A 20,545-nucleotide genomic window follows, 5' to 3' on the forward strand; every position below is an offset into this window, starting at 1 on the left:
GACCGGCGTCCGCGACGGCCCCGCCTCAGATGATCTGCGGCTCGAAATCCCAGTGCGTACGGGCCCGGCTGCGCGCCCGTACCGTCGTCGGGTGGAGTCGGCCCAGCGTGGCGGTCAGCCCCTCCAGCGCCTCCTCCTCCGTCCGCGCGGCCTCCCCGTGGTGCCCGGTCGCCCGGAGGCCCGCCGCGTGCCCCACCTGACAGGCGAGAGTGAGCGGATGACGGCGGCCGAGGACCCGTAGCGCCGTCGCGACGGTGTTCCCGCTCAGCCCGACGCCTCCGTCCTGGTCCTCCGTGAGCAGCCGGGCCGCCGCCGCGTTGAGCGCGCATCCCAGCGTCCAGGGGTGATCGTCTCCGACCGCGCCGCGCATCCCGGTGTACGCGTGCTCGATCTCGGCGCGGCCCGACCGCCGTTCTCCGAGCGCCAGCAGCGTCACCCCTCTGTTGCCGCGTACCCCGACGGTGAAGGGATGAGTGGGCCCCAGCATGGCGGCGTAGCGCTCCTCCACCTGCGTGTGGCGGACGAGCGCGTGGGCGGGGTCGCCCGTCTCGCGCTCCAGCCAGGCACAGCTCGTCGCGATCATCTGAGTGAGCGGATCATGGTCGCCGAGCACGCGTTCGCAGCGCTCCAGCATCTGCCCGAACAGCGGTCTGGCACCGGCGGGGCCCGCGAGGTAGCGGCACAGCGCGAGATGGTGGCCGGCGCGCAGGGTCTGCGGATGGTCGGGCCCCAACTCCTGCCGGTGCCGGCGCAGGCTCCGTGACTGAAGGGCCTCCGCCTCCTGGTAGCGGCCGAGCAGCCGCAGATCGACGGCGTGGTTGATCTCGGAGTAGAGGCTGGAGGGATGGGCCGGCCCCAGCACTTCGCGGCGGGTCTCCAGGGTGCGCCGGTTCAGCTCCAGGGACTCCTCGTACCGGCCGAGGAGTTGCAGCGAGACGGCCAGGTTGTTCTGCGCGTTGAGGGTACGGGCGTCCTCGGGCCCGAGGAGTTCCCGGTAGGAGGCGAGGATCCAGTGGGAGATCTCCCGCGCCTCCCCGTACCGGGCGAGGCCGCGCAGATCGGCGGCGAGTCCGCCCGACGCCCGCAGGTGCTCAAGATCCTGGGCGCCGCGCTCCTCCCGCAGGTGGTCGACGGCCGCGCGGTCGATGGCCTCCGTACCGGCGTAGTCACCGGCGGCGCGCAGCAGGTTGGCGTAGTGGTGGCTGAGGTCCCAGATCCTGGGGTGGGCCGCGCCGAGGAGCTGCCGCCAGGACTCCAGGGTGCGCCGGCCGAGAGCGATGCCCTCGCCGTACTCGCCCGAGAGATACAGGTAGCGCAAGCAGTCGAGGACCAGGGTGTGCATCGCGGGGTCGGTGCTCCTGAGCACGTCGGCCCACTTGAGGTGCGGGGTGATCTCCGCGTAACGGGGCCAGTGGGCGGTCTGCGCCGGTCCCCCGGGGTTCGCCGTGGTGAGCGTACGGCGCGCCACGTCGATCAGCTCCGTGTGCTCCCGCTGCGACATGCCGAGGTGGACGACCTGGTGGACCATGCGGTGCAGGGAGAGAGTGTCGTCCACGTTGCCGGACCGCCCGGTGCCGACAGGGCGTACGACGGCGTACTGCCGCAGCTTGTTGATGGCGCGCGCCCAGCGCACCGGGTCGTCGACCAGTCCGCGCAGCTTCTCCGGGAGGGTGTCCGGGGGCAGGTCGCGCACCAGCCGTACGGGGATGGCGCCCGGCGCGAAGAACGTGCACAGGCGGAGCAGCTCGACCGATTCGGGGACGGTCTCGCGGAGTTTGTCGAGCAGTATCGACCAGCCGGTCTGGAACGCGACGGGGAAGTCGGCCGAGATGCTGACGACGTCCTGGTCGATGCCGCCCTCCAGCAGCGCGATGTAATCCTCGACGGACAGGTCGGATTCACGCAGCCAGCCGGCGGTCTGGTCGAGCAGCAGCGGCAGGTCCTCCAGGGCCTGCGCGAGCCGGCCCGCCTCGTCGTAGGTGAGGCGCGGGGCACGGCGGCGGACGAACGCCACCGACTCCGTACGGTCGTAGACAGGAACCTCCAGCAGGCTGCTGTTGTGCTCGCCCCACTCAGGGTTGCGCGCCGTGATCAGCACATGGCCGGGCCCGGTCGGTACCAGGTCCCAGATCTGGTCCGGTTCGTCGGCACCGTCCAGGATGAGCAGCCAGCGGCTGTACGGGTCACCGCGGCGCAGCGCGTCCCGAGCGGCACGCAGCCGCTCGCCGTACTCCACACCCGTGGACAGACCCAGCGCCGGGGCGAGGGCGGCGAGGCCCAGGCGGCAGGTGACGCGCTTGTCGGCGGAGACCCACCACACCACGTCGTACTCTCCGGCGAAGCGGTGCGCGTACTCGACGGCCAGCTGGGTCTTGCCCACCCCTGACATGCCGGACAGAGTGACGGCCCCGGTGGCCTCGTGGAGCGCGTGGTGGACGGCGTCGAGCAGCGGTTCACGGCCCGTGAAGCGGGTGTTGCGGCGGGGCACGCCGCCCCAGACGGCGGGGCTCTCGCCCGGGTAGCGCGCGCCGGCGGGCGAGGCCACGCGCTCCGGCGTCCTGTCCGGGGCGTCCTGTGTGCCGAGCGTCTCCCGTGTCTCCGTTGCCTCGTGTGTCTCCGTTGCCTCTGTTGCCTCTGTTGCCTCCTGTGCCTCTGCTGTCTCGTGTATCTCTGCTGTCTCGTGTGTCTCCGGGGCGAAGAGGGCGAGCAGCCGGCGGGTGGCCTCCGCCGAGTCCAACGCCGCGAGGACGACGGGGGCGAGCGGGTCCGCCGCTCGCGGCAGCTCCCCGGGGGCGGTGACGGAGACCGCGCGGAGGCGTCCCGGGTGGCGGGCGAGCAGGCCGCTCAGCGCGGCGTTCCACTCGGCGCCGTCGCGCGGGCTCCGGCGGAAGAAGGCGGGGCTCAGGACGAGCAGGACCGGGCCCCGGTCGGGCGTGAGATCACGCAGGCACCGGTCGAGCGGGGTCTCGTCCGCCGGGTCCCAGGGGTACGGGGCCGCGCGCACCCCGTGCCGCTCCAGCGTGTCCGCGATCCAGACGCCCCAGGACCGGTCGCGGCCCACCAGCACGACCGGCACGGGGCGGTCGGCGGCCGGGTGCGGTGGAGCAGGGTCCTGGCCATCGGCCGGGCGGGGAGTGCGCCCTGTCAGTCGCGGAGCGGCGACGCGGGGCGGCCCGCCGCCGTACCCCTGGCCGCCGTACTCACCGCCCCCGTACCTGTCGCCGTACCCGTCGTCGTACTCAGCGTCGCCGTACCCGTCGTCGTCTCCCGACGCACCGGGCACGTACCCCACGACGGGTGCCCGCGCTTCCGCGCCGGTGCCCGGTTCCCGGATCCGGCAGGGCAGTTCGGCCTTGCGTACGGGCATCCCCCACTGGTTACTGATGGTCAGCCAGAGCCCGGCGGGCCCGGTCAGGCTGCCCGCCGTGACGACGAAGCGCGCGGGCCCGTACGTACCGCCGAAGCGGTGCAGGACGACGCTCGGGTCGTCCAGCACCTCGCAGACGAAGTGGGGCGCGCCGTCGAGCCCGACGGTGAAGGTCAGTTCCTCCTCCCGGTAAGGCCATGCGCACTCCGGGCCGTCCGTGCCGTCGGGAGCGAGAGGGCCCCGGAGGTCGACCGTGACGAGATAGGTGCGGCCTGCCTCGGCCTCGCGCGGCCGGCCGACGACGGGCTCGATCAGCAGGGGCGGTTCCGCAGCGTTCACGGCGCGCCCCTTTCCGTCCGGTCCGTGGGCCGGTCTGTGAGCAGGAGCATGGTGAGGGGGTGCCCGTAGTACTGGAACATGAAGCTGTAGAGCAGCCGCAGCACCCGCTTCTGGCCCTCGCGGTCGACCTCCCCGTCATCATGACGGGCTCGGGGGATGTCCGACAGGGGGCCGAAGTCGGCCACCGCGCGGGCCCTGAAGGCGCGCAGCGCGTGGCTGACGGGCTGCCGCGGGCTCGCCATCGCCTCCTCGACCAGTCGGCTGATGAGAGCGCGGGCCGTCGGGTCCCCGACCTCGCCCGCGGTGACGATGATGCCCGCCGCGCCCTTGCGGAGGAAGAGTTCGGCGAAGCCGCGCAGTGCCTCCTCGCCGCCGCCGTCGTTCTGCACGAAGCGCGCCGAGTGGCAGGCGTTGAGGCAGACCAGCGCTTGGTCCCTGCCGAGCACGGCCATGGTGCGTTCGTCCAGTTCGGCCCAGGTCACCTCGGCGAGCGAGAGCGCGCTGACCCGCTCGTCGTAGGTGCCGTGGCAGGCCATGTAGACGAGTCCGGTGCGCTCGCCGGTGTGCCGGTCCAGCGCGTCGAGGAAGCCGCTCATCCTGAGGTGGGGCTGGTGGGAGTAGGGCCGGAAGGCGGCGATGTCGTGGTGCATGTTCCGGTGGTAGTAGCCGAGCACGCGGCCCGCGCAGTCGCCGGGGGCGTGCGGCAGTTCGCGGTGGACCTCGTGGAGGGTCGTCCAGCGGGACATCACCACCAGGGCGCCCAGCAGCCCGCCCGCCAGCTCCCGGTCCGGCTCGGCGGGCAGCCACAGGGTTTCCCAGGGCAGCTCGTAACCGGTGTCGTCCCAGATCAGTACATGCAGATCGGCGCCGTGCTCGGCGCGCGCCCGGTTGATCCAGTCGGCGAGCCCGCGCTGGTTGCCCGACCAGCGGCGGATGGCGCGCAGGAGTTCGGACGGCGCCTCCCCGGCCCGCGCGTTGCCGAGGCCGACCGCGGCGGGACGGAGCTGGGTGGGCCCCGTGGTGTACGGGAGCGGGGCGACGCCCTCGCAGCGCGCGCTGAACCCGAACGCCTCCCGGCCGCCCGGGTGCCGCCCCCGTACGACCCTGATCACGGCCATGCCGTCCGGCAGCCGCGCGCCCGGGTCGACCGGGGCCGCGCCGAGCGCTTCGGGTTCGCCGGTCTCCGCGTGTGCGGGGACGGGCGTGGTCCTGGGCCGGCGGCCGGTGGCTTCGGAGAGCCAGCGGGCGAGCCGGTGCGGTTCACCACCCACCGTCGGCCTCCGCCGCCGCGGGACGCCCGTCGGCCGGTGGTACGTCGACCGGGCGCCCCTGGATGACGGTGCCGCCGAGGGCGTCCGCGAGGAGGAAGGGCAGATCGGCGTAGGGCCGGCCCGCCGGATCGACGACCACGCAGCGCAGCCGCGTACGGTCCATGGCGCTGATGCGCCCCGCGACGGTGAGCGCGTCGTCGACTCCCTTACGGCCGACGGCTCCCGGGTTGTGGCGGTCGCGGCGGCTCGCGTCCAGCGGCACATTGCCCCGGCCGTCGGTGACCACGACGAGCCATGCCTCCACCAGCCCGGCCCGATGGTGCTGGAAAGCGCGGCGCAAGGCCTGGCCGGCCTTTTCGAGGCCGTGGGCGAGGGGGGTGGCACGGCCGGGCGGCCGGGCGAGGGCGGCGGTGATCCGGGGATCGAGGACGCTGCGGGCGGTGAAGGACTCGGCGCGCAGTTCGTTCACCGTCGTGGCGCCGCCCACCTCGATCACCTGGGCGGACGCCCGGTGGATGTAGGCCCATTGGAGAAAGGGTTCGAGGGCGGCGTGCCAGTTCCAGTCGGCCCGGCAGGTGTGGTCGAGGACGAGGGTCAGCATCCGCTCCGGCTCGGGGGCGCGTACGTAGCCGCGCAGATCGGCGGGGGCGACGGCCAGCCGTTCGGGACGGCCGCGTACCGCCTGGTATTTCGCCGCCTCCATCGCCGTACGGACGAAGGCGAGGTCCCACAGGTCGTGCGAGCGCCGCACCCCGATGACCGGGCCCCGCGCGGCGCCTGGTCCCGCGGTGCGCCGCCAGGGAGTGCGCAGGGAGGCGAACTCGGCCAGGGGCACGGCCTCGTCCTCCGGGTACGGGGTACGGTGCGCCGCCGCGGCCGGGGCGGCGGCCGGGCCGATCCGCTCGGCGTGCTCGGGTGCGAGCACCGGCCGGCCCGGCAGGGCGGGGCGGGGTCCGTCGGGACCCCTCTCGCCGTGGCGCGGGGCACGGCGGTCGCCGAGGGCGGGGCCCGGCGAAGGGGACGGGGCGGGCTCGGGGCCGGTGGCTTCGGGAGGTTCGGGGGCGCGCGACGGCAGCCCGATCAGCCGCGCGGCCTGGTCGGCGCGGTCGGCGGTGACCTCGGTGGCACCGTCGAGCCTGGTCAGGGCGCGGGCGATGCGGGCGAGCGCGAGGGCGCGGCGGTGGCCGGTGTCGGGGCCGAGGAGTTCCAGGACGCGAGAGGCGAGCGCGTCGGAAACGCTGAGGGACGGGTGGCGCGGGTGTCCTGCGGCGGACGACTCCAGTGCCGTTCGCCAAGCGTCAGGGAGCGGGCCCAGTGGGCCGAGGGGATCTGGCGGAACGCACGGCTCCGCGGCCGGAGGCGTACGGAGCCCGGCGACGGAGAGCCGGACGGGGAAACGGTCGAGGAGGTGCGGCGAGACGCGCTCGGTGTCTTCGGCCCGGATGGCGGCCAGCCAGCGGGCGCGCGGGCGCCAGAGGTGGCGCAGCCCGGAGTGCTCGACGGTGGCCACGTCGGCGCCGAGCAACTGCACCACGGCCCGCATCCCGGTCACCCCGAGCCGGGCGAGGTCGGGCACGACGGCGAGTGCGGGGCCTGGGGCGGGCTCGGTGAGCGGTCCCGGCGTGAGGGAGAAGGCGATGCCGTCGGGTCCGCGCCGCAGCCGGGGCCGTATCCACAGGTCCTCGTCCCGGGTGGCCGCGCCGAGGACGGTGCGTACGGTGGCCGACGGAGCCGGTTCGGCGGCGGCCAGGCCGAGGAGGTGGGCGAACAGGTCCGCGACGGGGGTGACGAGTTCGGGCGGCAGGTCGAAGAGGAGCACGCCGGACAGTCCGGGTTCGACGGCGGCGCAGACGAGCGCGGTCAGCAGCCGGTGCTCCAGCCCGGCCGGGTCCGGTAAGGGAGCGGGGACCGGGCCGGATACGGGTACGGTCATGGCCGGCTCAGCCGAAGAGGTCGTCGACGCGAGCGTCGTCGTCGGGCCCCCACGCGAAACTGCCGGCGTGTGTGGACTCGGGCCGCCGGTGGCGCAGTGCGAACGGCAGGACCCTCCGGACGTGCCGGGGTTCGGTCCGTACGGCGCCCTCCAGCGCGGCGAAGGCGCGGGCGGCCTGCGCGGTGACGAGTTCGCCCCGGTGCCCCACGGCGGAGAGCCGCCCCGCGCACTCGGCGCAGAGCCTGCCGACCGCTTCGGGGACCTCGACGCCGGGCAGTGCTCTCCTGGCCGCCAGCAGGGTGGCGCGGAGCGCGGCGCCCTCCTGCTCGGCCTCGGCCAGCCAGGGGGACCCGCTCCTGGTCAGCTCCTCCTCGAAGGTCAGCACCGTCATGATCATCCGGTGTCTGGCCTCGGTGTCCAGCTCGGCCGCGGTCACCATCAGGCCGAACCGGTCGAGGAGTTGGGGGCGCAGCCCGCCCTCCTCGGGGTTCATCGTGCCGACGAGCCCGAAGGAGAGGTGCCGGGCCGCTGCGATGCCCTCGCGCTGGACGGAGAGCACACCGGTGGAGACGACGTCCAGGATGATGTTGACCAGGTGGTCGTCCAGCAGGTTGACCTCGTCGACGTACAACAGCCCTTTCTCGTGGGCCTCTTCGAGCAGCCCTGACTGCTCCTTGGCCTCGCCTCGCATCAGCGCGTCGAGTTCCCAGCCGCCGAGGACCCGGTCGTCGGTCGCGTTGATCGGCAGGGTGACGGGCAGTTCGCCGCGCGTCATCAGCGCGAAGGCGCGGACGGCGGTGGACTTGGCGGTGCCGCGCTGACCGGTGACGAGGACGCCGCCGATGCTCGGCGCGACGAAGTTCAGCTCCAGCGCCAGCTTGAGGTCGTCCTGGCCGACGACACGGCTGTACGGGAGGATCGGGATCGGCGGCACGGATGCGACCGGGGACGCGGGCGCCGCAGGCCCGGGCTCGGACGTGGGCTCCGGTGCGGGTGTCACGGTCACCGGGCGGCCCCCGCCGTGGCGCCGGCCTGCGGATCGCCGGGTTCCCCCGGCTGCCAGCGGAACGTGAACTGGAGGTGCGCCTCCGCGCCCGCCTTGACCACGGCAGGCAGACCCGCGCCCGCGTCCAGGGTGATCGAGACCTGTAACTCGATCTCGTCGGGCCGCGCCCCCTCCCCCAGGTCACCCAGTCTCCGCATGGCCTGTGAGGCACAGCGCCGGGCCAGGTCGAGCCCGTCGCCGTAACGGTCCGCGGCCACCCTCAGGACACGGCCCGCGGCGCCGGCCCGGGTCTCCTCGTCCGCGTAGACGGAGTCGAACTCACCGGCCGGGCCGACCGGTTGCCCGACCGGGCCCACCAGGACGGGTATCGGCCCATCCTCCCCCGGTGCCACAGGTCCCACGATGACGGTCATTCCCCGTTCCCCCTTGCCCCGTTGGTCCCCCAAGCGCGCTGGTCCACATCGCGGTTGACGGTGTCTCCGCACTTTCCCCGGTACGGCCCGGCTCAATCGCGGGCCGCACCGAAGCCGTACCGGAGGCCGCGACCGCGCGCCGCCACCGCGCTGCGGCTGCGCACGACCGCTGAGGGGCTACCTGTCACCTCGGCGACATGGCCTCGGAGGAGCATCAGGCTATGTCAGGGAAATCTCGCGGGAGCGTTCGTAGACGTGACGCGCCATCGCGTTTCTGCGGAAGGGGGCAAGGAGGGAAGGGATTTTCCCTTCATGCCCGTCAACCCTGCCTGAATGGATCCCAGGGTGCGTGTCCAGTACCTTCGCCCACGTGGCACAGGCTGCTTCGAGATGGCCAGTTTCCAGCTGTCTTTCAGCAAGCAGAGAGCTGAAAATAACCCCAGATCTCTGTCGGTCGATGGAGTCCCGCAAGCGAAAATGATCGTGAAGGGATTCGACGCTTCCCTTCACATCACCGAGTGAATTCCGCTCGCCCGCCAGCGCGTACGCGTGCGCTTGCTGCCCGGCCACGAAGGCCTTCATACGGGGGGGTGGACTCGGGGGACGCTTCCGCGGCGGCGTTGGCGAGCCGCACCGCCGGTGTGCCGTGACCGAGATTTGCCGCTTGCACCGACATGCCCCGCAGAACACGGCAATAGGTCATGCGGTCGCCACTCGCACTCGCAAGTTCCAAGGCTTTCATGTAATACTCCCGCGCTCGGCCGTGCGCCCCCTCGTCCACCGCCATCCACCCGGCCGGGTGGCCCCGCCGTTCTCAGCGGCCGAACTTCTCGATGGCGGCCGGCGTGACCGGCGTGAAGAAGTTGACGAGGTTGCCGTCGGGGTCGCGGAACAGGAGTGCGCGGTTGCCCCAGGGCATCGTGGTGGGCTCGTTGACGAAGTCCTCCACGAAGCCGCGCAGGTTCTCGTACACGCCGTCCACGTCGTCGACGAGGAATTCGAGGATGACGCTGTGGTTGTCGGCCGGGCGGGCGGAGCCGGGGGCGAAGAGGGGGACCGTGCGGGTGCTGCCGATGGCGAGGGTGGCTGACGCGGTGCCGAGTTCGGCGAAGTCGTCGTTGGCCCAGGTGGCCGACACTCCGGTGGCGCGCTCGTAGAAGTCGACGAGGCGGGCGACGTCGTCCGTGATGACACGGATCGAGACGAAGTTCATGGTTTTTCTCCTCTGGCCGTTCTGTGCCGGTCACCGCACCCTATGACCAATACCGGGCGGAACCCGCCCGGTATGTGCGGGACACTTTCAGGTATGCCCCGCCCCCTTGCCCGCGTCCTCACCCTGCTGGAGCTTCTGCAGTCGGGTGGCATCCGGACCGTGTCCGAACTCGCCGGCCGGCTGGACGTCGACGAACGGACCGTACGGCGCTACGCGCAGCAGCTCATCGACCTCGACGTGCCCGTCGAGTCGGTGCGCGGGCGGTACGGGGGCTACCGGCTCGGCCCCGGTTACCGCATGCCTCCGCTCATGCTGAGCGACGACGAGGCGCTCGCCGTGCTGCTCGGCCTGGTCGCGGGGCGGCGGTCGGGGCTGACGGCGGACACGGCGGGTGAGACGGCGACGGCGAAGATCCGGCGCGTGCTGCCCGAGCGGCTGAGCCGCAGGCTGGACGCCGTGCTCGGCTCCCTGGCCTTCACGGGCGCGCCCGGCAGGGCTGCCGCCCCGGACCCCGCGGTCCTGCTCCCGATCGCCGACGCGGTGCACCATCACCGGCCCGTCTCGGTCCGGTACACCGCCGGTGACGGCCGGCGCGGCGAGCGCACCCTGCACCCGTACGGGGTCGTCGCCCACTCGGGCAGGTGGTACGTCACGGCCTCGGATCTTTCGTCCGGTGAGGACCGGACCTTCCGGCTGGACCGCATGGCCGGGGTGAGAGTGCTGCCCGGCACGTTCGAGCCGCCGGTCGGGATCGATCCGGCGGAGCGCGTGCTGACAGGGCTCGCGACGGCTCCGTACCGGTATGAGGTGGCCCTGCGGGTCCAGGGGGCGGCCGAGCGGGTCCGTGCCCGGCTGCCCGTGGGCCTCGCGATCGTGACGGAGCCGCCGGCCCCGGACGGGGCGCCCGCGGGGGCCGGGTCCTGGTGCCGTGTCGAGCTGCGGGTGGAACGGCTCGACTGGCTGCCGGCCGTACTCGCCTCGCTGGACCTGCCCTTCGTCGTCGACCGCCCTGAGGAGCTGCGCGGCCTCGTCGAGGATTTCGCCGAACGGCTCGCGGCCTCCGCCCGGCGGGCTCACCCCTGAGGCCGCTCCCCCCGTCAGGTCAGGGGCGGCTCGAAGTCCCAGTAGGGGCGGTTGCGGGAGCGGGCCGCGACCGTGTGGACGTGCTGCGCGCCCAGCGTGGCCACCAGGTCGTCCAGCGCCTCCTGTTCGACCTTCTCGGCGCGCTGCGCGTCCCGCAGCCCGCGCAGGTCGGCGGCGTACGCGACCCGGACCGAGAGGGTCAGCGGGTGGGTGCGGCCGAGGGTCTCGGTGGCCCGGACGACGGTGTCGTGGCTGAGCGCCGCCGCGCTCGAAGCGTCGCCGGTGATGTTGCGCAGCGCGGCCGTGTTGATGGCGCACCCGAGGGTCCAGGGGTGGGTCTCGCCGACGGCACCGGACATGTCCGCGAGCGCGTTCTCGGTGACGTCGAGGGCCTGGTCCCGCTCGCCGACGTTGCGCAGGATCAGCGCGTGGTTGGAGCGGGTGCCCGCGACAAACGGATGGCCCTCGCCCAGCATCGTCACATAGCCGTCGATGACGCGCTCGCTTATGTCCCTGGCGCGGTCGATGTCGCCGTGCTCGCGGGCGAAGCAGCTCTGGCCTGCCGCGACCATCATGGTCAGCGGGTCCTGTTCGCCGAGGACCCGTTCGCAGCTCTCCAGGACCTGGGTGAACAGCGCCCCGGCCCGGCCCCGCTCGCCCGAGCGGTACAGGCACAGGGCCAGGTTGAACTCGGCGCGCAGGGTCTGCGGGTTGTCCCTGCCGAGGACCGTCCGCTGGATGCGGGCGCTCTGCGACTGGAGCGATTCGGCCTCGCCGTAGCGGCCGAGGAGTCTGAGGTCCGTCGCGTAGTTGATTTCCGAGGAGAGGGTCCAGTTGTGGCGGGGGCGGAGCAGTTGGCGGCGGGCTTCCAGGGTGCGCCGGTTCAGTTCGAGGGACTCCTCGTACCGGCCGAGCAGCCGCAGCGAGACGGCCAGGTTGTTCTGCGCGTTGAGGGTACGGGAGTCCTGTTCGCCCAGGAGTTCGCGGAAGGAGGTGAGGAGCCCGCGGGAGATCTCGTACGCCTCGTCGTAGCGGCCGAGGCCGCGCAGGTCGGCGGCGAGTCCGCCGGCCGCCCGCAGGTGTTCCAGGTCCTGTTCGCCGCGTTCCTCGCGCAGGTGTTCCACGGCGGCGCGCTCGATGGCCTCCGTACCGGCGTAGTCGCCGACGGCGCGCAGCAGGTTGGCGTAGTGGTAGCTGAGGTCCCAGATCCTCGGGTGGGTCTCGCCGAGGAGCCGCCGCCAGGCCTCCAGGGCGCGCCTGCCGAGGTTGATGCCCGCCCGGTACTCGCCCGAAAGGTACATGTAGCGCAGGCAGTTGAGGACCAGGGTGTGCATCGCGGGGTCGGTGCTCTTCAGCACGTCGGCCCACTTGAGGTGCGGGGTGATCTCCGCGTACCGGGGCCACAGGCGGGTGTCGGTCGGGCGCCCGGGGTCCGCCTCGACGAGCGCGCGGCGGACCACCTCGATGAACTCCGCGTGGTCCTGCGTGGGCATGTCCTGGTGGACGATCTGGTGGACCATGCGGTGCATGTAGAGCGAGTCGCCCGCCGCGCCCGCGAGCGAGGTCTCGTTGACCGCGTCGTGGACCTCGCGCTCACCGACCCCGGCGGCCCGTACGACGGCGTACTGCCGCAGCTTGTTGATGGCGCGCGCCCAGCGCACCGGGTCGTCGACCAGTCCGCGCAGCTTCTCCGGGAGGGTGTCCGGGGGCAGGTCGCGCACCAGCCGTACGGGGATGGCGCCCGGCGCGAAGAACGTGCACAGGCGGAGCAGGTCGACCGATTCGGGGACGGTCTCGCGGAGTTTGTTGAGCAGTATCGACCAGCCGGTCTGGAAGGCGAGCGGGAAGTCGCTGGAGATCCGGACGACGTCCTGGTCGACGCCGTCCTTGAGCAGGTCGATGTACGCCTCGACGGACATGTCGGAGTCGTTGAGCCAGCCGGCGGTCTGGTCGAGCAGCAGCGGCAGGTCCTCCAGGGCCTGCGCGAGCTGCCCCGCCTCGTCGTAGGTGAGGCGGGGGGCACGGCGGCGGACGAACGCCACCGACTCCGTACGGTCGTAGACAGGAACCTCCAGCAGGCTGCTGTTGTGCTCGCCCCACTCCGGATTCCGCGCCGTGATCAGCACATGGCCGGGCCCGGTCGGTACCAGGTCCCAGATCTGGTCCGGTTCGTCGGCACCGTCCAGAATGAGCAGCCAGCGGCTGTACGGGTCACCGCGGCGCAGCGCGTCCCGCGCGGCACGCAGCCGCTCGCCGTACTCCACACCCGTGGACAGACCCAGCGCCGGGGCGAGGGCGGCCAGTCGCTGGCGGCAGGTGACGCGCTTGTCGGCGGAGACCCACCACACCACGTCGTACTCCGCGCCGAAGCGGTGCGCGTACTCGGCGGCGAGCTGGGTCTTGCCGACGCCGGACATGCCGTGCAGGGTGACCACCCCGGCGCCCCTGGCGGCCTGTTGGAGCGCGTGGTGGGCTGCGTCGAGCAGTGGCTCGCGGCCGGTGAAGCGGGTGTTGCGGCGGGGCACGCCGTCCCAGACGTCGGGCGACTCGCCGGGGTAGCGGGGGCCGCGCCGGGGCCCCTCGGGCTCGCGTTCGCGCGGCCCGTCGGTGGCCAGTCCGAGCTGGGTGAGCAGCCGCCGCTCGGCCTCCTGCTCGCCGACGGTGTCCAGGCCGACGGCGGCGAAGACGGCGGCGGCGCTGGGCAGTTTCTCCGCCTCGTTGGTGACGGAGACGCCGAAGAACCGGTCACGTTCGGCGGCGACGACGTCGCGCAGCGCGGTGTTCCACTCGTCGTGGCCGCGCGGGCCGAGCTGGAAGTACCACTGGCTGACGACCACGAGGACCGGCCCGGGGGCGAGCAGGAGGTCGCGCAGACACTCCGTCAGCGTCATGTTGTCCGGGGGGTCCCACCGCTGGTAGGAGACGGTCAGTCCGCGCCGTTCGAGACGGTCTGCGATCCAGGCCGCCCAGGGGCGGTTGTACCCGGCGAAACTGATCGTGACCGCGCGGGGTCCGGTTGCTCCAACTGACCTGCGCGCTCCGGGCATTCGACCGTCTCCCTGCATCGTCATACGCCCTTTTAACATACCCCGGACCGGCCTGGATCCATCCTGGTGCGCGCCGCCTCACGTTGCGTTCCTTTGGCGCCAGATCATCCGTGCCGTGCGGACGTAGGAGGCCGCCCGCGCGCGGTGGCCCGGTGGCGGCGGGCTGTCGGCGAGCCGGTGGTACATCGAGATCATCTCGTTGACGAGGACGCGGCCCTCCTGGGTGAGCGCCCCGGAACCGGCCAGTACGGGCAGGACGGCGCCGACCTGTTCGCTGGTGCGCGCGTGCTCGGCCCACGCCTGGTCGCGGGCGGCGAGGCGGTCGGCGCCGAGGGCGAGGCGCTGCCAGTAGTCGGCGAGCGCGATGTGCGAGTACGCGCCCTGGAGCAGCCCGTCGAAGGGGCGGGGGTCGGAGCGCCAGGGCGCGAAGTGCCGGGGCGCGCCGTCCTCGTGGTGGAGCGGGGTGAGGGCGGCGAGTGCGGCGAGTTTGGTGTGCTGGAGTTCGTGCACGAGGGTCGCCGCGAAGAAGGCGGGGGTGGCGGGGCGGCTGGTGAGGACCGCGCCGAACGCCTCGCGGCGGGTGCCGCTGCACTGCGCGGAGCCGTCGCCGCCGGGGGTGGATCCCGGCGGCGGCGCGAGCGGTACGAGGCAGTGCAGCAGGGTGGCGGTCTCCTCGGCGCGGTGCGGGCCGCCGGTCCGCAGCAGTGGCTCCGCCCCGGCCCAGGACCGCGCCCACGCCGTGCGGTGGCGCGCGTCGAGCCGGGTGGCGGCGGACAGCCCGTGCCGCACCACCCCGGTGCCCGCGGTGCGGTACGGGTCGATGTCGTCCAGCGGTACGGGGGCGGCCCCTGGCCGTACGGGAGGCAGCGCGAGGACGGGCAGCCACCGCGGGTCGCCGCTGCCGGCTCCGCCGGCGGTGCCGTCGGAGCCGGCAGCTCCGTCGGTGGTCAGGCGTACCGTGACGGGCGCGGCGTCCACCTGCCGTAACGTCAACCGGTCGCCGTCCAGGGCGACGGCGACGGGTACGGGCTCGTCCCGGCCGGTGCGCAGGGCGCCCAGTGTGGGCAGCACGAGCAGGCCCCCACGGGCGGTGAGCCGGCTGCGGAAGGGCAGCCGGGCGCGGATGGCGGCGGTGGCGGCGAGCGCGCTGAAGTGGGCCAGATCAGCGGCGAGTTCGGGAGCGGGTCCGGCGGTGGCGGCCGGGCCGGTGGCGATCAGGCCGTGCAGGCAGCGCTGCGCCCAGGGGCCGGCCAGCGGGTAGAGCAGCACGGTCCGTACGGCCGTACGGCCGGTCCGTTCGGCGGCCTCCAGCAGCGCCCAGTCGTCGCGCAGCCGGGCGAGCGCGGCGGGCGGGCAGAGCGCGGCGGGGGCGTCGGCCGCCGCGTCGAGCAGGGCCCGCAGCAGGACGAGCCGGCGGGTGTGCTGGTCGCGGACGAGCAGCCCCAGCGCCTCGGCACCGCCTTCGGTGCGGCCGAGTTCGCGCAGGGCCCCCTCGGGGACGGCGGCGCTCACCGGACGGCCCCGGCGGGCGGCGCGGCGGAAGGCGGCGCGGGGGCGGGCGCCACGGCCGAGTGCGGGGCTGCGGCGGTAAGCGCGACGGTGCGTGGGGCGGACGAGGGCGGCGCGGCCGAGGCGGCCTCGGTGAGGCGGGCGGCGACATGGCGGATCAGCTTGTCCAGGTCGGCGCAGTAGACGGAGCGCTGGGTGAAGCCGTGTCCCGCGCGGTAGCGGTGGGCGTAGTGGCCGCCGCCGCAGACCGCGAGCAGCGGGCAGGCCCGGCACGCGGCGGCGAGCGCGGCGGCGCCTGCCTGCCGGGCGGCGACCCCCGGGTGGCGCAGCGCGTCGTCGAAGGAGTGGGCGCGGATGTCGAGCCCGGTGGCGGCGGCCGTGTCGTAGGCGGACTTGAGCGAGTCGACCTGTTCGATCGCACCGTCCGTCTCCACGACGACGGCGTTGACCGGGTCGAGTCCCAGGGATTCCGTCGCGCCCGGCAGCCCCAGCAGCAGCGCCAGACACTCCTCGAAGAGCCGCACCCGCGTCTCCCGCCGGCCCGCCCGCCACCAGCGGTCGAAGACGGCGGTCAGCCAGTCGCCGTACGGGGTGGGGCGGCCGGCCAGGACGGGCCCCACGGACAGCGGGTCCGGGACCCCGCCGGGCAGTCCGGGCGGGGGGCTGGTCCAGTTGCCGTGCGGCAGCAGCAGATCGATCGCGGGCGGGCGCAGCTCCAGCAGCGATTCGTACAGCTCGACCGGGTCGGTGGACGGGTCCACGACGGTGAGGAGGCCCGCGTACGCCTCCGGGCGGTGCGCGGCGAGCAGCCGGGCGCCGCGCGCGGCGGCGGCGAAGGACGGGCGCCCCGCGTGGTCGGTGCGCGCCGCGTTGTGCGCGGCCAGCCCGCCGTCGAGGCTGATGCCGATCCGTACGGAGTGCCCGGCGAGGGTGGTGATCGCCCGCTCGGTGAGCAGGGTGCCGTTGGTCTGGACGGTGGCGTGGACCGTACGGGAGGGGCCCGCCCGGTCGCGTACGGCGTCGGCGAAGGCCCCGAGCCGTGCGGCACCGACGAGCAGCGGCTCCCCGCCGTGCAGCACGAGGGCCAGTTCGCGCAGCGCGTGGGCGCGGGCGTGTTCCGCGATCCGGTCCGCGGCGCGGTCCAGGGTCCCGGGGGACGCGGCGGCGGGGCGGGTGCGCCAGGTGCGGTCGGGGCCCGCGTAGAGGTAGCAGTAGCGGCAGGCGAGGTTGCAGCGGCCGTGGACCTTCACGATGAACTGCGCGAAGGGCACGGCCCCGGGGGCCCGGGCGGGGCGCCCGGCGGGCTCGGCGCCGCACACGGGGCCGGGGCCCCGGTCGGGCTCGGCGCCGCGCGGCGCCCCCCGTCGAGACACCACTGCGCACCCCCATGCCGTACGGCGTCGTCGGGCGGCCCGGTCCCGGGCGCCGGCGGGTCCGAACTCTCCGCCCAGAGGGTCCTGCCCCGTAACGCCGGTCTCAGAACGCGTTGTTGAACCCCCAGAGCATTTCGCGGGGCTGCGCGGCCCTGCCCCGCAGATCCGCCATCACCTCGGCGAGCACCGGGTGGTCGAGGGTCCGCAGGGCCGCCAGATCGAGGCCCAGCAGATCCGGCAGCTCACCGGCCGTATCCACACCGGACGAGCCCACACCGGACGAGCCCGCCGTACCGGCCGCGCCCGCCCCGTCCGGTACGGCGTCGGGACCGGCCGCGCACACCTCGCCCCCGTACACCTCGCACCCGTGCCCCTCGTACCCGTGCCCCCCGTCGGCCAACTCCCCGCCGTGCGCCGCGTCGATCATCACGCCTCCCCGTCACGTCCTACGGCGCGCACCGCTCAGCGTTCCAGCTCGGCCAGCCGGTCCGCGGTCGAACGGGCCGTCTCGCCGCCGCCGTCCGGCAGCTTGCGCCACTCCGTGCGGGCCGACCGGTACGCCTCACGCGCTGCCCGGGGCCGACCCGCCTCCTCATAGGTCTTACCCCGCCAGTGGCCGGCCGCAGCACGCAACGCGACGGCTTCCAACCGGTGTCGCGGATTCTCCATCTCCTCCTCGGCGGTCCTGGCCGCGTCCGCCGCGTCCCGGAACGCCTCGGCCGCGTCGTCCAGCCGGGCCGGGCGGTGCAGCGTGCGGTAGGCGTCGAAGTGGGAGCGGCCCAGCTCCAGCCAGCAGCGCGCGGCCGTCAGCGGGTCGCGGGCCTCCTGCGCGGCGAGCCCGAAGAGGTGTTCCGCCTCGCGCAGATCCACCCGGTCGTCGTTGATCCGGTGGCGCAGCATCAGCGCCTGGCCCAGCATCAGCAGCCGTTCCGCCTGGCGCGCGGTGCCGCCGGCGGTCTCCGTACGGCAGTCGCGCAGCACCCGGACCGCCGCGCCGGTGTGCGGCGCCCCGTCCGGCAGCCCCGCGCGGCGCAGCAGCGTGGCGCCCCACTCGGCGAGCAGGTCGGCGTGGGCCCGGGAGTCGCGGGCGGTGGAGCGGGCGGCGCGGGCGAAGAAGTCGGCGGCCTCGTCGAGGTCGTCCGGGTCCTCGGAGCGTTCGTAGCGGGCCACCCTGACCCGTCCCGCGCGGATCCTGAGCGAGGCGAGCAGCCGCTCGTCCCGTACGGTCGCCAGCGACTGGTCGACGAGGGTCGCGGCCTCCTCCAGGCCCTCGTCGGAGCGGAGCAGCGCGTCCACCAGGTCGAGCAGGATCCGGGCCTGGGTGGAGACGGTGTGGCCGCCCGGGGCGAGCGCCTTGCGCAGCGAGCGGGCCGCCTGGGCGGCGTACACCTGGGCCTGTTCGGGGTCGGCGGTCGCGCCGGAGAGCCGCAGCAGGGTCCTGCCGTGCGCGAGCGGGAGCCCGGTCGGCCGGTTCTCCTGGTCGGGCCAGACGTCGGCGAACGCCTCCAGCATGCCGATCGCCCCCTGGAGCAGCGCGCTGTCGCCGCCGAGCCGCCACTGCGCCTCCAGGGCGCGCACCCGGTCGAGCGTGAGCCGCAGCGCCTCGCCGGGGTCGAGTCCGGGCGCCGCGCAGGCGACGGTGTACTCGCGGTCGGCGCGGCGCAGCAGTTCCAGGGCGCCGCGCCGGTCGCCGCGCCGCCGCCGGTCGTCGGCCGCGGCGTGCAACACCTTGGCCAGGACGGCCCGTTCGCGGACGGCCCGGGGGTGGGCTGCGGCCCGTTCGGCCGCACGCTCCGCCTCGCCGAGCAGTTCGCCGCCGCCCTGGACCTCCCAGAGCCGCAGCAGGCAGCGGGCGAACTCGGCCCACAGCTCGGGGTCGGAGCCGCCGGGGCCCTCGCGTTCGGTGGCGCCGCGCAGGAGCTGCACGGCGTCGATCAGGTACTGGACCATGCTGTCCGACTCGAACTGCGCGGTCAGTTCGCGGGCGCTCTCGACGGCGGCGTTGACCGGCTGCGTCGCGGTGCCGGGCCCGGCTCCGTTGAGTCCGTACGCCGCGAACTGCTCGGGCAGCGGCATGAACTGCTCCAGTACGCGGGCGGCGACCTCGGCGAAGGGGTGCGGGACACGTGGTCCGGCGTCGCCGGGCCCGCCGCCGTCCGCTTCGGGGCCGAACGCGCCGCCGAACTCCCCGCCGAACTCGGCGTCCTCGTCCGGATCGCCGCCCGGGTGGAGCGGGCCGTGGCGTTCGTTGCCGAGCTGCGCGAGGGCCAGCGCGGGGAAGTTGGGGCCGCCCCGGCCGAAGCGCTGCTCTATGTACTCGGAGCAGTGCTTCAGTACGAGGACGGCCTCGTCCCGGCCCAGCGGGCCGAGCAGGGCCTCCTGGACGCCGGGGGTGAACTCGTACCAGGGCCCGTCGTCGGGGCCGTCGCCCTTGCTGCGCGAGAGCAGCCCGCTGAGCAGCACCTCGGCGAGTTCGGAGGGGCCCGAGTCGGGCAGCATCGTGCGCTGGACGAGCTGCATCACCGGCAGGCAGAGCGGGGCCGCCGCGAGGTAGACGGCGAGCTGTCCGGCGACCGGGGAGGCGGCCGAGCGGAAGCGGCTGACGAGTTGCAGCGAGGACATCCGGTCGCCGGGGCGCGGCGCGGGCGCCGGCGGCTGGTCGACGCGCACCCAGCCGACCGCGCCGGAGATCCGGCCCGCACCGGTGCCGGAGAGCAGCCGCGCCCAGGCGCCGAGCGCGCCCGCGACGGGCGGCAGTACGGGGACGGCGAGGGCGCCGGGCCGGGCGGCGGGCGCGGTGGCGGCGTCACCACCGACCTTCAGCACGGCGGCGCCGGCCGGCCCCTCGCCCCGGGAGAGGACCCCGTAGGTGACGGGCAGCCTGGTCCGGTTCCACATGCGCTGGGGCAGCGGCTGGAGGACGGCGGTGGGCGCTTGGCGGCCGAGCTGGTGCAGCAGCCGGTGGGCGCGCCCGCTGTGCCAGAGGGGGCCCGCGCAGTCGCTGACGACGACGGTGACGCGGCGGCCGGTGGGGTCGCTGAGCCGGTCGGCCGAGCTGAGCGGCGCCGCCGCCGGGTCGGGGCTTCTGCTGACGGCCGGCGCACCGTCGGGCCCTTGGTGCAGATAGCGGGTCTGCACATCGCGGAAGGCACCCAACTGGCCGAAGATCTGCTGGAGTTCGGCGAAGAGCCGTTCCCAGACACGCATCGACGACGAGGCGTCCATCACGAGCTGCAGAATCGCGTCCCCGCGCGACACCCCACGGAACACCGGAATGATCAGCCCGCCGGCTCGGGCACTCAGCTCTACGGTCGCCACCTCGTCAAGGGTACGGCGCAGCGGAGGCGCGGCGGGCCGGTACCGCTGAAGCGGACGAAGGGCGCGCTGGAGTTCGAGGGGCGCGGGGAGCGCGGGGGCGGCCGGTACGCCCAGGGTGAGCGCGGCGGCGGCGCCTCCCGGCCCCGTCCCGGAGGAGCGCGCTCCGTCGGGGCGCGGTACGGGGTGGAGGGCGATGCGCGGGTCTTCGGCCAAGGGGCCGGGCGGGTGTTCCGGCGGGTCGTCGCCGTCGGCCGGAGCCATTCCCTCCGTACCGCCGGGACCGGACTCGCCCCGGAGGTCCGCCCCCGCTCCCCACCGCTGTTCCCGCAGGCCGGCGCGGGGGTCGTCGCCGTGCCCGGCGACGGACGGCGCGGCACGGTCGCGGCGGGTCTGCTGGGCGAGCCAGAGGGCGTCGCAGAGCTGCTCGGCGTCGGGGTCGAGACCGGCGCCACGCAGCCGCGCGACGAGCGCGGCGAGGCGCGAACTGTCGTACGGGGGCCGCTCCCCCGCGCCGGACGCCCCTCCGCCCGCGCCCCGCGCATCCGAAGAGCCCACGCCCGGAACGCCGGGAAGCGGAACCGGATCCGGAGATTCCGCTCCGGTGGCGGGTCCGTACCCGCGTCCCGGATCCGGCTCGCTCGCCGGGCCGTGGCGCCCCGTACCGTCGGGCATC

General features: G+C 74.3%; 12 protein-coding genes. 1 reads left to right on the forward strand and 11 read right to left on the reverse strand.

Features of this window, described 5'->3' with window-relative positions:
• Positions 1-25: 25 nt before the first annotated feature.
• From fxsT (ACFXPL_RS27375) to ACFXPL_RS27400, 6 genes are all read right to left on the reverse strand, one after another.
• Positions 26-3,706, reverse strand: a complete 3,681-nt coding sequence (gene fxsT, locus ACFXPL_RS27375) for an FxSxx-COOH system tetratricopeptide repeat protein (RefSeq protein ID WP_384924516.1) — start codon at positions 3,704-3,706, stop codon at positions 26-28.
• Positions 3,703-4,977, reverse strand: coding sequence for a CHAT domain-containing protein (locus tag ACFXPL_RS27380; RefSeq protein ID WP_384924518.1), 1,275 nt, complete (start codon positions 4,975-4,977; stop codon positions 3,703-3,705). The genes fxsT (ACFXPL_RS27375) and ACFXPL_RS27380 overlap by 4 nt, the downstream gene beginning before the upstream one ends.
• The gene (locus ACFXPL_RS27385; RefSeq protein WP_384924520.1) at positions 4,967-6,910 is read right to left on the reverse strand and encodes a hypothetical protein; all 1,944 of its coding nucleotides are present in this window, start codon (positions 6,908-6,910) and stop codon (positions 4,967-4,969) included. The genes ACFXPL_RS27380 and ACFXPL_RS27385 overlap by 11 nt, the downstream gene beginning before the upstream one ends.
• Before the next feature lie 7 nt (positions 6,911-6,917).
• Complete coding sequence (locus tag ACFXPL_RS27390) at positions 6,918-7,844, reverse strand: AAA family ATPase (RefSeq protein ID WP_384924522.1); 927 nt, start codon at positions 7,842-7,844, stop codon at positions 6,918-6,920.
• Positions 7,845-7,912: 68 nt separating this feature from the next.
• Entirely contained in the window at positions 7,913-8,329 is a 417-nt protein-coding gene (locus tag ACFXPL_RS27395) for a CU044_2847 family protein (protein ID WP_384924524.1), read from the reverse strand.
• Positions 8,330-9,143: 814 nt separating this feature from the next.
• Positions 9,144-9,542 (reverse strand): VOC family protein, encoded by a 399-nt coding sequence (locus ACFXPL_RS27400; RefSeq protein ID WP_384924526.1) that lies wholly within the window; start codon positions 9,540-9,542, stop codon positions 9,144-9,146.
• A gap of 93 nt (positions 9,543-9,635) precedes the next feature.
• Here ACFXPL_RS27400 and ACFXPL_RS27405 point away from each other — a divergent pair, with 93 nt between their 5' ends.
• Positions 9,636-10,625 (forward strand): helix-turn-helix transcriptional regulator, encoded by a 990-nt coding sequence (locus ACFXPL_RS27405; RefSeq protein ID WP_384924528.1) that lies wholly within the window; start codon positions 9,636-9,638, stop codon positions 10,623-10,625.
• A 14-nt stretch (positions 10,626-10,639) separates the two neighbouring features.
• Here the strand turns inward: ACFXPL_RS27405 and fxsT (ACFXPL_RS27410) are convergent, their stop codons facing one another.
• The 5 genes from fxsT (ACFXPL_RS27410) to ACFXPL_RS27430 all read right to left on the reverse strand — a co-directional run bounded on the left by fxsT (ACFXPL_RS27410) (position 10,640) and on the right by ACFXPL_RS27430 (position 20,544).
• Positions 10,640-13,672: an FxSxx-COOH system tetratricopeptide repeat protein gene (gene fxsT, locus ACFXPL_RS27410; RefSeq protein ID WP_384924530.1), complete on the reverse strand. Its 3,033-nt coding sequence runs from the start codon at positions 13,670-13,672 to the stop codon at positions 10,640-10,642.
• Positions 13,673-13,750: 78 nt separating this feature from the next.
• The gene (locus tag ACFXPL_RS27415) at positions 13,751-15,184 is read right to left on the reverse strand and encodes an aKG-HExxH-type peptide beta-hydroxylase (protein WP_384924532.1); all 1,434 of its coding nucleotides are present in this window, start codon (positions 15,182-15,184) and stop codon (positions 13,751-13,753) included.
• Positions 15,181-16,500 (reverse strand): FxsB family cyclophane-forming radical SAM/SPASM peptide maturase, encoded by a 1,320-nt coding sequence (locus ACFXPL_RS27420; RefSeq protein ID WP_384924594.1) that lies wholly within the window; start codon positions 16,498-16,500, stop codon positions 15,181-15,183. Before ACFXPL_RS27420 ends, ACFXPL_RS27415 begins: the two co-directional genes overlap by 4 nt.
• A gap of 157 nt (positions 16,501-16,657) precedes the next feature.
• Positions 16,658-16,981 carry an FxSxx-COOH cyclophane-containing RiPP peptide gene (gene fxsA / locus ACFXPL_RS27425; protein WP_384924534.1) on the reverse strand — a complete coding sequence of 108 codons (324 nt, stop codon included), beginning with the start codon at positions 16,979-16,981 and terminating at the stop codon, positions 16,658-16,660.
• A 35-nt stretch (positions 16,982-17,016) separates the two neighbouring features.
• A complete protein-coding gene (locus ACFXPL_RS27430) occupies positions 17,017-20,544 on the reverse strand; it encodes an SAV_2336 N-terminal domain-related protein (protein ID WP_384924536.1) in 3,528 nt (1,175 codons plus the stop codon).
• Position 20,545 lies beyond the last annotated feature (1 nt).

The organism is Streptomyces sp. NPDC059092 (assembly GCF_042756365.1).
Taxonomy (GTDB): domain Bacteria; phylum Actinomycetota; class Actinomycetes; order Streptomycetales; family Streptomycetaceae; genus Streptomyces.